The organism is Clostridium estertheticum (assembly GCF_011065935.2).
Classification (GTDB): Bacteria; Bacillota; Clostridia; order Clostridiales; family Clostridiaceae; genus Clostridium_AD; species Clostridium_AD estertheticum_A.
Window position 1 is genome coordinate 1,038,267 of the sequence record NZ_JAAMNH020000001.1, and the last position, 14,186, is coordinate 1,052,452.

General features: G+C 34.2%; 11 protein-coding genes. 9 read left to right on the forward strand and 2 right to left on the reverse strand.

What is annotated here, in order from left to right; translation table 11 throughout:
- Positions 1-523: 523 nt before the first annotated feature.
- Positions 524-2,761, forward strand: a complete 2,238-nt coding sequence (locus G9F72_RS04760; protein WP_224675964.1) for an ATP-binding cassette domain-containing protein — start codon at positions 524-526, stop codon at positions 2,759-2,761.
- Between the two features lie 179 nt (positions 2,762-2,940).
- Here G9F72_RS04760 and G9F72_RS04765 read toward each other — a convergent pair whose 3' ends face one another.
- Together G9F72_RS04765 and G9F72_RS04770 are read right to left on the reverse strand one after the other, a co-directional pair.
- Entirely contained in the window at positions 2,941-4,740 is a 1,800-nt protein-coding gene (locus G9F72_RS04765) for an ATP-binding cassette domain-containing protein (RefSeq protein ID WP_164960149.1), read from the reverse strand.
- Position 4,741: 1 nt separating this feature from the next.
- Positions 4,742-6,688, reverse strand: coding sequence for an ABC transporter ATP-binding protein (locus G9F72_RS04770; RefSeq protein ID WP_164960150.1), 1,947 nt, complete (start codon positions 6,686-6,688; stop codon positions 4,742-4,744).
- Positions 6,689-7,073: 385 nt separating this feature from the next.
- Here G9F72_RS04770 and G9F72_RS04775 point away from each other — a divergent pair, with 385 nt between their 5' ends.
- The 8 genes from G9F72_RS04775 (at position 7,074) to G9F72_RS04805 (ending at position 13,967) form a co-directional block, all read left to right on the forward strand.
- Positions 7,074-7,754, forward strand: coding sequence for a response regulator transcription factor (locus tag G9F72_RS04775; protein WP_164960151.1), 681 nt, complete (start codon positions 7,074-7,076; stop codon positions 7,752-7,754).
- A complete protein-coding gene (locus G9F72_RS04780; RefSeq protein WP_164960152.1) occupies positions 7,754-8,887 on the forward strand; it encodes a sensor histidine kinase in 1,134 nt (377 codons plus the stop codon). Before G9F72_RS04775 ends, G9F72_RS04780 begins: the two co-directional genes overlap by 1 nt.
- A 96-nt stretch (positions 8,888-8,983) precedes the next feature.
- A complete protein-coding gene (locus G9F72_RS04785; protein WP_164960153.1) occupies positions 8,984-9,604 on the forward strand; it encodes a hypothetical protein in 621 nt (206 codons plus the stop codon).
- Positions 9,594-9,728, forward strand: coding sequence for a CD1871A family CXXC motif-containing protein (locus G9F72_RS26905; RefSeq protein WP_263486734.1), 135 nt, complete (start codon positions 9,594-9,596; stop codon positions 9,726-9,728). Before G9F72_RS04785 ends, G9F72_RS26905 begins: the two co-directional genes overlap by 11 nt.
- The gene (locus tag G9F72_RS04790) at positions 9,721-10,593 is read left to right on the forward strand and encodes a 4Fe-4S binding protein (protein WP_164960154.1); all 873 of its coding nucleotides are present in this window, start codon (positions 9,721-9,723) and stop codon (positions 10,591-10,593) included. Before G9F72_RS26905 ends, G9F72_RS04790 begins: the two co-directional genes overlap by 8 nt.
- Positions 10,571-11,107 (forward strand): TlpA family protein disulfide reductase, encoded by a 537-nt coding sequence (locus tag G9F72_RS04795; RefSeq protein ID WP_224675965.1) that lies wholly within the window; start codon positions 10,571-10,573, stop codon positions 11,105-11,107. Before G9F72_RS04790 ends, G9F72_RS04795 begins: the two co-directional genes overlap by 23 nt.
- A gap of 898 nt (positions 11,108-12,005) precedes the next feature.
- Positions 12,006-12,212, forward strand: coding sequence for a hypothetical protein (locus G9F72_RS04800; protein WP_224675962.1), 207 nt, complete (start codon positions 12,006-12,008; stop codon positions 12,210-12,212).
- Positions 12,213-12,557: 345 nt separating this feature from the next.
- On the forward strand, positions 12,558-13,967 hold the full coding sequence (locus G9F72_RS04805; RefSeq protein ID WP_224675963.1) for a L,D-transpeptidase family protein: 1,410 nt from the start codon (positions 12,558-12,560) through the stop codon (positions 13,965-13,967).
- Positions 13,968-14,186: the final 219 nt, after the last annotated feature.

The window sequence follows — 14,186 nt, forward strand, 5'->3', positions numbered from 1 at the left end:
CAATTACTATACATTGGTATGTTTTATTTCTGCACGAAAGTTTTTGTTTACTATTAAAAGAACTAATATATATAGTAGCACAAGCTTATTTCATAGAGAAATCTATGGGGTAGGCTTTCTCTAATTGCTTCAAATCATGTAGCAAAACAAATTGTGTTTACAATTTGTTCATGACCCCCGGGGGTTTTAATGAGCGAAGTTACGTTCAAAATAAGCGATATATTTCTCCGTATATATTATATAACCTATTGCGGACCGTTCGAAAAAGTGGAATCATTTCACGATTCTCGTAATATATGCAAAAAATCGTGCTATTATTAAGTTTATGGGCGATATCTATAGGCCTTATCATAAAGTTACATTGACTATTATTATTAAAATATTATACTAGTGTTATAAGGTTTATTCAATAAGGAAGCAGCAGCTCAACCAAAAAATGTTGCCAGGGTATAAACAGTAAATAGTTCTTATGTGGGGAATTTTGGTAATATTATAGTTGAATGTATTTGAATAGGAGGAAAATATGGGATATGAATATATTGAAATTATAGGGGCAAGGGAAAATAACCTGAAAAATATCAATTTAAATGTACCAAAAGGGCAGATAACAATTTTTACCGGGGTATCGGGTTCTGGTAAATCATCCATCGTTTTTGATACGATTGCGCAGGAAGCTGGAAGGCAGTTAAATGAAACCTTCAGTAAATTCGTTCAAGTGTATATGCCAAAATATAGACATCCTGATGTTGATGCTATTAAAAACTTATCATTGGCGATTATTGTGCAGCAAAAGAGAATTGGCGGAAATTCCCGTTCAACATTGGGTACAATTACGGATATTGATCCATTAATACGATTATTATTTTCACGCATCGGGCAGCCTCATATAGGTTCTGCCAGTTATTTTTCTTTTAATGATCCAAATGGAATGTGTAAGACGTGCGAAGGCATTGGAAAGATAGTTACATTGGATCTTGACAAGGCTTTGGATAAAGAAAAATCATTAAACGAGGGTGCAATTTTACTTCCAGGTTTTAAAGTAGGAAATTGGATTTGGAAATCGTATGCAGCAACAGGCTTTTTTGATTGTGATAAAAAAATTAAGGATTATACAAAAGAGGAATACGACAAGCTCGTATTTTGCAAAGAAGAAAAAATAAAATCCCCATTAATGGAGGACATTAATACTACCTATTTAGGACTAGTTGAGCGATTTATCAGGTCAAACATTAAAACTGAATTTGAGAAATCAGAGGCATCCAAAAAGAAAATTGCACCTTTTACAACGGAAGGACAATGCGATGATTGTTGTGGAAAAAGATATAATGAAACGGTATTATCATCAAAGATAATGGGTTATACAATCGCAGATTTTACTGCAATGCAAGTAGATTCACTTTTAGAACTGGTACAAAAGATTGAGGACAAAAAAGTAAAACCTATAATTGACAACTTGTCAGAGCGATTGAATGATTTGATTCAGATTGGGCTGGATTATGTAAGTTTGAACAGAGAAACATCCACTTTATCGGGTGGTGAGTCACAACGTGTTAAAATGGTTAAGCACCTTACCGGCAGCCTGATCAATGTTATGTATATATTTGATGAACCAAGCATAGGCTTACATGCTAGAGATGTCCATAGGTTGAATGAATTATTAGTCAAGTTAAGGGATAAAGACAATACAGTGATTGTAGTTGAGCATGACCCAGACGTTATAAAGATAGCAGATCATATTGTAGATGTTGGTCCCAAGGCAGGTATTAACGGTGGAAGGGTTATGTTTGAAGGCTCATACAATGAACTTTTGAGTTCAAATACATTAACGGGTCAATACATCGGAAGAAGCTTGCAGATTAAGAGTAAGCCAAGAATTAGTACTGATTTTTATGAAACAAAAAAGAGTAACCTACACAATTTGAAAAACGTTAGTCTAAGGATACCTAAAGGGATATTCTCGGTTGTATCAGGTGTTGCAGGCTCTGGCAAATCAACACTGGTTAACGGTGTCTTTGCGAATGAATATAAAGATGCGATTATTGTTGATCAGTCAGCAGTAAGCGCTAACCTACGTTCTAATCCAGCCACTTTCACAGGAATTATGGATGTGATTCGTAAATTATTTGCTGATGAAAACAAAGTTAGTGCGGGATTGTTTAGTTATAATTCGGAAGGTGCTTGTGAGACATGTAAAGGACGCGGTTATATCGAAACAGATCTTTCATTTATGAATTCAGTGGAAACTATTTGTGAAGAATGTGGTGGCAAAAGGTTTAAGAGAGAGGTTTTAGACTACAAGTGTAATAAAAAGTCCATAGTTGAGGTTCTTGACATGACAATAGCAGAAGCCGTAGAATTCTTTACGCAAAAAGAAATCATCAATAAGTTGAAGCATATCGCAGATGTTGGTCTTCACTATATGACATTGGGTCAGCCATTGGATACGCTGTCAGGTGGCGAATCTCAACGCTTAAAGCTTGCTAGAGAGTTGAGTAAAAAGGGTAATATTTATATAATGGATGAGCCTACAACGGGTCTCCATATGTCTGATATTACGAGTATTTTGAAAATCATTGACCGCCTAGTGGATAAGGGTAACACGGTTATTGTTGTTGAGCACAACCTTGATGTCATCCGGAACGCCGATTGGGTCGTTGATATGGGTGTTGAGGGAGGCAGCCGTGGTGGACAAATTATTTTTGAAGGGACACCAGCTGACTTGAAGAACTGTAAAGAATCCATTACTGCAAGGTACTTGTAAATGGAGATAATATGTGGAGGATTAAAACAAATTTTGTTTACAAATTGTTCATGATCCTCGGGGGTGTTTCATAGCCATCAAGCTAAGGTAAATAAGCTAACTTATTTACCTTAGCTTGATGGCTATGGGGGGGGGCTTTATGAGCGAAGTGAATTTACAAGGGTTTAAAAGCAAATTGCTCATTTCCTCAATGCTGTAGCGGGTTCAGTGTTAATTAGTTTGTAGCTAACTACAATACTCACGAAAAGAACAATTGCAAAGGTCGCTATCATGGAGCCTATTGCTTGTACAAGAGTAATAACCACTGGAAAATCTACAACCCCTCGTGCCAAATAAGCTAAAGTTATCAATACTACATTTACAGCTGTTGCCATGCAAGAAAGTAGTAGATTTTCACCCAATATAATCTTTTGAATAATCTCCTTGCTAAAGCCTAAGGCTGACAAAAGGCCAACCTCTCTATATCTTGAATTCTGAAGCTTAACAAGTAAGATTGTACTTATAAACAACCCTATAGCAAAAATAAGAATTGACAATATTAAAAACAAGGTGTTTAGGCTGTTAAAGGTATCTTGTAATGCTGAAACGTCCTTTGAAGCATTTTTTGAAGCAATGCCTTTTAGCTCTAACATATTACTAACCGCAACTATATGGTCAAACTCTTTAACATCATAGCTAATGGAATAATTTTTTTGGTCACCGCTATACTTATATAGCTTTTGTTCAATGTCGGAGCTTATAAAGAAATCGTCATACCCTGCATTATAAATACCACTAATGGTAAGTGTTTCACTGAAATTGTTAAACTTAAATAAAATTGTTTTGCCAATTATGGTGTTTATATTACTTGCAAACTTTTTCGCAAGGCTTGGAGTTATAGCAATTTCCGTAAGTCCCCTGCGTGGCATAATGCCGTAAGACATACTTTCATTTGCTTTTGGCGTAGGAATTTTTTCAGTTACAGCTTCACTTTTGCCATCAAGGATAAGCGTAATATTTTTAAGAGGATATTGATAATAAATATTTTCTATCCGCTCATCCTTAGCCAGCAAATCCAATATGGTTCCATCATCACTGACTTTTATGTATCCGTTATTAAATGCAGTATTTTTTTCTTTGAAGTCTAAAATAGACTTTTTCATTATATTACCAGAGGAAAGTGACAGTATAAACGCACAAATACCAATGGAAATAGCAAGGGAAACTGCTATATATCTTTTTAGGTGCACCTTAAAATTCTTCATTGCCCTGTTCATAGCAGATACTTTAACTGCTGCTTTTGCATTTAGACTGTTTTTTTCTTCCATTACTTTATCACTAAAAGAGGTTTGTAATACTTTGATTTTTCCACTTTCTATTGTGATTATTTCGTCAGCAAAGTCGCATATTTTTTTATCGTGAGTTATGAGGACAACCAATCTTTCATCAGCAATTTTATTGATTAGCTTCATAATTTCGCTGGAAGTATCTCGATCCAACGCCCCTGTGGGTTCGTCCGCAAAAATAATTTTCGGATTGGTAATAAGTGCTCTTGCTATTGCAACACGCTGTTTTTGTCCCCCGGATAGGTTTTCGACTTTTTCATTTGCTTTTTCTAAAATACCCACCTTATCTAAAATCACTTTGGCTTTACTTATGTTTATTTCTAACCCGTCAGAATTTAGCTCACAAGCTAAAAGAATATTATCAAGGACAGTATAACCACTTAATAAGTGATAATTTTGAAAAACAAATCCTATATTATCCCTACGATAATCACATAATTTACTGATGTTCATATCACTAATAGAACTGCCACAAACATTTATTTCACCACTGTAATCAGTATCAAAGCCTGCAAGTAAGTTTAGCAATGTGCTTTTACCACAGCCGGATGCACCTAAAATGCAAGCAAGACCTTTTTGCGGAAAATTATAACTTATATCATCAAGTATTACAGTGTCTCCGTATTTTTTAGTTAAATTTTTAAGTTTTATCATCTTATCTGTCTCCTGTCTTTAGGGCGGTTACTGCATTTGTTTTTACTGCCACTATTAGCTCTGCAAGATATGACACTACCCCCATAGCAACTACAAGTAAAATCCCTGTAATGAGTAGTTTTCCGTTCAAAATATCAGCATGAAAGAATGCCGTTGTCCCCTTATTGATAAGAGGCGAAGCCACAAGGAATAGCACTGCTGCAGTGATTGCTGCAATATTAAATTCTGCAAAAGAAAACAAGTTGATATTCTTATTGTTAAACCCACTAACCTTATAAATTGCATATTCTCTTTTTCTCATAATGGCAGTAATTAATGCTACTGCAATTGCAAGGATAACTGAAAGCACCGAAATCAGAGTCGTAGCAGAGCCTGATTGAGCTGTGGTTTGTGTGTTCAATCTAACCATATCCTCAACAAGCTCAAATCTACCAAGGGGAACTATACCCTTTGCATTTAATTCGTCTTTTATGGCAATCATGTCCGCTGGTGTTTTTGCTCTTATGGAAAAGTTTATTTTATCTCCTGACATATTCCCCTGTGCTCTCATTTTATCTAGTGCAGATTTGCTAAAGAAGAAAGAGTCATCAACGGAGTATTCAGATTTTTTACCCTCATATTCGCTAATAACTGTGGTATCAACCACACCAACAATTGTTACATCTGTGGTAACTGGCATAATAATAGGCTGACCACTATCCCAGTTGTAAACCTCACCTTTAAAGCTAATTGTTTTGCCAATTGCTTGTTTATCTGTAATATTCATTTTCTCGATAAAGCTTTTTGGCACAACAACCTCATTGCCGCTACCCATGGGCATTTTGCCTGCTGTCAGCTTATTTACAACTGGTACACTATTAGAGGTTTGGATCTTATATTCTTTACCTTCTGCTGTTATTTTAATATTAGAAAACGCCTGCAAAAATACGGCATGTGAGACTCTATCGTCATTCAGAAATTTATTATACATACCACCAATATTTTGTTTCACATCAGCCTTTGGTTCATCTTTATTTCCACCGGTACCGGTACCACCGGCACTGGTAAAGCTGCCAACAATATTTATATCTAAAATTCCATCGCCATAAGTAGAGAAAAGGGTATCAAACATTTTTGTGCTGCTATCTCCAATTGTTCCACTAACACTTACAAGCAAGAGGGTTGCAGCGATTAAAAGGGAAGATGCTGTTATTATAAATTTGCCAATCTTTCTTTTAGTGTTAGTTATTGCTATAGAATAGGCATTTTTAAGGCTCAACCTGCACTTTAATGAAGCTTGCTCTTTTGTTGTCTTGATAGGCTCGCTTTGATGCTTTGTTATTAACTCACCCTTGTCAAGCTCAAAAACATTGGAGTTTGTGCCTATCAGTGAAGTGTCATGGGTTACAATAATAACAGTTTTTACTTTTGCAATTTCTCGTAGAATGTCCATTGTGACTTTTGAAGATTTCTCATCTAGTGCACTGGTAGGCTCATCTGCAATGATAACATCAGGATTTTTCACAAGCTCCCTTGCAATAGCAACACGCTGTTTTTGCCCTCCCGAAAGGTTTTTTACCTTTTGATTGATAAGCTCGCTGATTTTTAAATCCTTCATAATTTTAACTATTTCCCTTTGATTTTGCGTATCTTTAAGATACTGGGGCAGCTTGATATTTTCTAAAACAGTTAAATCCTCAATAAGATTGAAGTCCTGCCAAACAAAACCGAAAACACTGTTGTAAAAATAGCTTTTCTCACTGTTTGTAAGAGTCTTGATGTCTTTATTGTTATAAGACACCTGACCATCAAACTCCTGCTCCATACCACTTATAATTTTAAGCAAAGTGGTTTTGCCACTTCCCGATGCGCCAATAATAAAGTTTAGTCCCTTTCCAATTTCAAGGGTTACACTGTTTAGTGCATAATCATCATTATATTTTTTTGATATATTTTTTATTTCAAACATTCTAATCTCCCCTTAATTACCAATAGATTTTTTTTATGGTTATAAATCTTTACCTCACTTTTGTCTTGTTGTGACCATTGTATCCTATATGACATAAAATTCGTGTTAAGAAAAGAAAAGTTATATATTGCTAGAAATGCTATCTCTCTTCACTAACCACTTCTAAACGAATTTTAGTGAAATATCCTAAAAATCATAAACTCGCTATCGCTCAAACATATGATTTTCTTAACGGCTATTTCACTAAAATACGTTAAGAATTGGTAAGTTTGTTCAAATAGCATTTTACGCAATATATGACTTTTCCGCGTGCTGAAGGATAAAAATAATTTTCTTAACACAGATATTATGTTATTATGTTATTATTTTAATTGAGGTGATTTTAATGCGAATTTTAATAGTAGAAGATGAAATAGATTTATGTGACTCTATTGCAGAGGGTCTTAGAATAGATGGGTATGCAGTTGATACCTGTCATGATGGTGAAGCCGCTTTTGAACTTGTAACAGTTGAAAGCTATGACTTGCTTATACTTGACTTAAACTTGCCAAAAATGGACGGATTAGATGTATTAACTGAAGTTAGAAAACAAAACAAGGATATTAAGGTGTTGATTTTATCAGCAAGAGTGAGTGTGTCTGACAAGGTTTTAGGACTTGATTTAGGAGCCAATGACTATCTTGCAAAACCATTTCACTTTGAGGAATTAGAGGCAAGGATAAGGAATCTACTCCGCAGAAAATTTATTCAGGAGGATTCAATTTTAACCTTCTGCAAGCTATCCCTTGATACTGTAAAACGCAAAGCTTATACTAAGGAAAATGAACTTCTTCTCACGCGAAAAGAGTTTGCGATACTTGAGTATTTTATTTTAAACAAGGAAAGAGTCATCAGCCAGGAGGAACTTATGGCACACGTATGGGACTCAAATGCAGATAGCTTTAGTAACTCTGTCCGTGTTCACATAGCTTCCCTTAGAAAAAAGCTAAAAGCAGAATTTACCTATGATATCATACAAACAAAGATAGGCGCGGGTTATCTTATCCGTAAAAGAGGTGACATGTAATGCTGAAAAAAATGCCACTTAGATTAAGGCTTACCTTTTTAACAATATTACTTTTAACCATTTGCTGTGTAGGGCTTACTTTAATACTAAATCTATCGGCATTCAGAATGGTTGATATGATAGAAGCGACTTCTATGACACCAGCAAAATCCACTGTTGAAGAAAAAATTCCATCCCCATTAAATGACACTGCACTTTCTATTCCAACACCACCATCAACTATTTCTCAAAGTGCAAGAAAAGGGTTTCGCTTGGAAAGTATTTTTTATATGATGCTCATTATTTCATTCGGTGGTGCATTGACCTATTATATTTCCGGAAAAGCACTTAAACCTGTTAATGAATTAAGCTGTCAGATGAAAAAAAGAAATGTTCTTAATCTATCAGAGGATATTGAAATTCCAAAGGCAAAGGATGAGATTTCTGATTTAACACTGTCTTTTAATGAAATGATGCATAAGCTGAATGAAGCTTTTTTAATGCAACAGCGATTTTCTCAGAGTGCTGCACATGAACTACGTACTCCACTTGCAGTATTGCAGACAAAGGTAGAGGTATTTAAAAAGAAAAAAAGTCATACATCAGAGGAATACGAATCTCTTATTGAGGTTATTGGTAATCACACCAATCGTTTAATAGCACTTGTTAAAAATCTATTGGATATGACTAATATGGAAGATTTAGAATTAAACGAAGAGATTTCACTAAAAAATTTGGTAGATGATGTGGCAAGTGCTTTATCTTTACTTTCAAAGGATAAAAACATCCTCATTAATCTCCCTAGTGATGACCGAACCGTTTTGGGTAATTATGATTTGCTATATCGTGCCTTTTATAATCTTATTGAAAATGCTATAAAGTATAATAATGCTAATGGACAGATTGACATATCTATAATCTTTGGGGGCGAAAAAAGTGTTGTAGAAATCTCCGATACAGGTATAGGTATACCACAAGATATGCAGCAAATCATATTCGAACCCTTTTTCAGAGTTGATAAATCACGTTCCCGTCAAATGGGTGGAGCTGGACTTGGACTTTCCATCGTGAAAACCATAATTGACAAGCATAATGGTGAAATTACGGTTACAGACAATAAAAATGGAGGTAGCTGTTTTAAAATAGTATTATAAATTTTGGGGAGTGCAGGCTTAAAGTTCTGCACTCTTTTTTTCTTAACACGGATTTTATGTTGATAATGGCATAATAGGAAAAAGGAGGTTATGAATATGAAATTTAAAAAAAATGTAGCAGGTATATTATCTTTGGTACTTATATTTACTCTTGTAGGCTGTAGTCCAAAGCCATCAGAGAAAAAAATCAAGGCAGCTTTAGAAAATGGAACTATAACGGTAGCAGACGCCAAATCAAAGGGATGGATTAATGATGAATGGATTGAAAAAAACTATAAACCCATACCTTCACGCTCTAAAATTCATCTATTTGAACAATTTCAAACAACCTATCTTGATGGTACCCCTGCGCCTAAAAATGTTATATCTGGTAAAATGCATGTTGCCTTTTTCAACTCAAAATCCGATAAGGCTACTGAGCAGATTAAAATCCTTAACTCTGTTTATGACAAATTTGTAAAATATGATATTCCTATTTTAGGTGTAGTCTTGGATGAGGATTTAGATGGGGCTAAGGAACGATTAAAAGGTGTAAAATTCCCTGTTATTGTATACAATGAGGAAATGAAAAAATCCTTGAAGGAATATGCCGATATTTTAAAAACAGATTATACTTCTGTCTGGACAAAAGATGGTGGATTTTACACTGCATGGAGTTATAAAGAAGATACCGATAGTCTAAACTCATATGCAGAGGGTTTAAGTAATGAGAAATAGATATTCCATAATTATTTTGTTCATAGCACTGGGGTTTATGGGTGTAGGTACTTTTCGTGGAGAAGTACAAGTGGTGTTGATGAAAGGTATTAACCTATGTTTGGAGTGTGTTGGAATTGGCTAACAATAAAAATAGATGGAAAATACAAGCACTGGCCACTTTCCTCCCAAACGCACATATAACAGGATTCTTTACAGGAAAAATATATAAAGGTAGTCTTAAAAGCATCTGCGTACCCGGACTTAACTGCTATTCCTGTCCCGGTGCAGTAGGCTCTTGTCCCATAGGTTCTTTGCAAGCAGTGATAGGTTCATCAAAGTTTAAGTTTTCCTATTACATAGTAGGACTACTGATTTTATTTGGCGTATTGCTTGGAAGATTTGTTTGTGGCTTTCTATGCCCTTTTGGTTGGTTTCAGGAATTACTCCACAAGATACCTTCAAAAAAATTTAGTACTAAAAATTTAAAGCTACTTACATACCTTAAATATGTGGTACTGGCCTTATTTGTAATAGTATTGCCCATGACAATAGTAAACGAGGTGGGAATGGGCGACCCATGGTTTTGCAAGTGGCTATGTCCTGCCGGAATTTTAGAGGGAGCAATACCTCTTGCAATAGCAGACAGTGGAATTCGTGCAGCTCTCGGCGGGCTTTTCATATGGAAAAGCTGTATACTCATAGGAATTGTTACACTATCTGTGTTTTTCTATCGTCCCTTTTGCAAATGGATTTGTCCTCTTGGTGCGTTTTATGCCTTATTTAACAAACTATCATTTTATGGATATACCATAGACAAAAGTAAATGTACAAGCTGCGGTGCTTGTGCAAAGGTATGTAAAATGGATGTTGAGGTTTACAAAACCCCCAATCATAGTGAGTGCATAAGATGTGGTGATTGTATTAGCACCTGCTCTTATCATGCTATAGGTAAAAATATAATTTTAAAGAAAGGTAACAAGACAAATGAAATTGAAAAAACTTATTAGTATTGTATTGTTCGCTATATGTATGTTATCAATCACCGCTTGCGGTAGTAATGAAATCACCCCAACTATCAAGCCATTTCCAAAGTTCCAAGCAACAGATTTTAAGGGTAACGCCGTCACAAATGAAATATTTAAGGGTTACGATGTAACTGTTGTAAACTTCTGGACAAATGGCTGTGGCAGCTGTATCGCAGAAATGCCCGAGTTAGAGGAATATTATCAGAACTTCAAAGGAAAAAAGATCAATTTAATAGCTGTTGCTGCAAGTGCAGGCGATAGCAAGGAAGCGCTGGCCCTTTCCAAAAATATATTAAAGGGAAAAGGGGTTACCTATATGAACATTATTCCCAATATGAAAAGCCCTTTTTATAAGGATTTTATCAGCGAAATTACAGGTTACCCAACCACCTATATTGTCGACGGCAAAGGAAATATAATCGGCGCACCGCTAATTGGCGTTGTGAAAAACCAAGAGGATAAGATGATGAAAAGGATTGATGAAATTGTAAAATGATTCAAATCGCAGCCTATACACATGTATTCATCTCTAGTTGTAGCACCGTAGCCAAGGCAACGGTGTGCTTCCTTCTTTATTTGCTCTTCTGTAAATGTAGTACGTAAATCTTTAAAGGTTTCTCTTGATTTCTGTAGTAGAAATAAAAGGTTGTTACCACTTTAGATATTGGTGATTGAATGAAGCTATTCATTTATTATAGCTACAATATCTCTTATTCCATTCATCTGGTCCTACAAAGGATAGAGTTAATGCTGTCAAAATATCTAATGAATTAATGAAAAATGTTTTAAAAGAAAATTTTAAATAAATTTTTATAATCAACCTTCAGACACAATGTTTTTATAAAGCTAATGAATTAATAAAAAAATAAATAGCAGAGGGTATTATTAACGGATTTACTTTAGGGGTGAAAAAGACAAAAATACAATAGTTTTAGAGTACAAAATTACATAACTTTTTGCAGTACAAAACACACATGTAATAATTTTATTACGTGTGTAAAAGTGCTTGTAAAATTAACTGGTACAAGTAAAGAATTAAATGCAGATTATTTATTATCAACTGTACAATCAATGAATAATGACCTCGAGAATTTTAAGCGGGATGAGACTTTAGACCCCATTCGTTACTTGCTTTAATTTCACTAGATGAATTAATATTCATAATTAATGTACAAGCAATTGTTGCAAAGCTTTCATTTTTCATTTATTATTTTATTTAGTAATGATAATAGTTATTATCATTACTAAATAAAATGTAGAGAGAGGTAATTAAAATGGCATTTGTAAAGATGAGTGAATTAGCCTTTACGGAATTTAAAAAATTTCTTCAAGAAAACTATGTAACTTCGGATGAAATAAGAATTAATTTAACAGGTAATGGCTGAAGTGGCCCTGTGTTTAATCTTGTTCTGGATGAACAAAAAGAAGACGACAATGTTGAGAAATTTGGAGATATTAAATTAGTGGTAAAAAAGAGTGTTAATGATGAATTTGGAAGTTTAGTAATAAAATGTGGTGAGGAAAATGGTCTAGATGGTTTCTCTATCGAACTAGAAAATAAACAAGAAGGTGAATGTGCTAGTTGTAGTAGCTGTAGTTAAAAATTCAATTAAAGCCTAATATAAAAATCTATTTTAGAATTAAACATTATCATTCTTATAAGAAATGCAGTTGGAGATTTTTCATGGGGATTTTACTATACCAATAATTTTGAACAAGCTAAAAAATGCCACACTGGGCAACGAATATATTAAGGGGGTAGCTAGTAAAGCTAATTATGTTTTTCTAGCTATTTTCGTATACGCGCGTAAGAGAATACTAATTATCAAATTGTTAATGAAGTAAATAGATGTGAAAACAGAAACATACCAGTAACTTTAGTTAATAGATGCTACTTAAAAGACTGTTTTGAGGTATAATAGATTAATGAAAGAGGGGGTGCAATTATGGAAACTGAGGTAGAAAAGTCAACAAAAAGGTCAATAAAAAAGCGTAAGAAAATTGTTTTAGGTATTATAATTTCTATTTGTACTTTACTTATAATATACTTTGGGATGGCAATATATTTTATGAATCATTTTTATTTTGGTTCTACAATAAATAGAATTAGTGTTTCAGGTAAAAGTGTAGAGGCTGTAAATGAACAAATGGCATCTGAGATTCAAAAATATCAGTTAAACATAAAAGAACGAGGCGGTATAAATGAACAAATTACAGGAGAAGAAATTGGCTTAAAGTATGATATGAATGGGGAGTTTAAGGAGTTTAAAGATAAACAGAATCCTTATAAATGGATTTCAGTAGTTTTTAATACAAAAGATTCTAAAATGATAGTAGGAGTTAAATATGATAAAGATTTATTAAAAGAACATGTGAACAAGCTTTCTTGTTTTGATAGTAGTAAGGTAATTGAACCTAAAAATGCAGGCTATAAGTATATAGATAATGGTTATGTGATTGTGGATGAAGTCATTGGAAACAAGGGCGATAAAGATATTTTATATAAGAATGCCATAGATGCAATCACTAAGGGTGAAACAACAATAGATTTGGAGTCAATTAATTACTACGTTAAGCCACAATATACTTCGAAATCTCCAAAGGTAGTTGCCACAAGGGACAAGTTAAACAAATATGTATCTTCAAAGATTACCTATATTTTTGGGGGAGATAAAGAAATTTTAGATGGTTCTACAATAAATAAGTGGGTTACAGTTGATGAGAATAGTGAAGTCACATTTAATGAAAAACAAGTTGAAATCTATATGGACGTACTTGCTAGTGAATATAATACAGTTGCAAAGACGAGAAATTTTGTTTCATCATCAGGAAAGGTAATTAATATTGGTGGCGGTAGTTATGGATTTGCTATTAATAAGGTTAAAGAAACCCAAGATTTAATTTCGATGATAATGGAAGGGAAATCTATAGAAAGAGAACCAGCATATTATCAAACCGCATTATCTCGTGGCAAGGATGATATTGGAAATACATATGTAGAAATAGATCTTTCAAGGCAACACTTATGGTTTTATAAAAACGGAGTGTTGATAACTCAAGGGGATGTTGTTACAGGTAATGATGGATCTGATAAGACTAGAACACCGGTGGGCATTTATATGATCAATTATAAAGAAAGAAATGCAACCCTTAAAGGTGAAGACTACGCTGCTCCTGTGAATTATTGGCTACCTTTTAATGGAGGAATAGGAATTCATGATGCAAGCTGGCGAGATAAGTTTGGGGGAGTGCTGTATAAGACAGGCGGATCCCATGGGTGTATAAATTCACCATACGATGTAGCAAAAACAATATTTAATAATATAGAGGCAGGTACTCCAGTTGTTTGTTATTAATAGATAAATTTATTTAATTTTAAACAATTAGAGAATAGAGTAAAACAAAACTTGAAAATTTAATGCAAACATAAAGTTTTTATTTATTCTTTCTAAATACCCCATCATCCTAACTCCTAAGCTTCGACTTTCTTCGGGTTACCCCTGGGGGGGTGGACAAATAATATATTAAATGAGTAGCTAGTAAAACTTAGTGTTTACTAGTTATTTTTCTGTAAA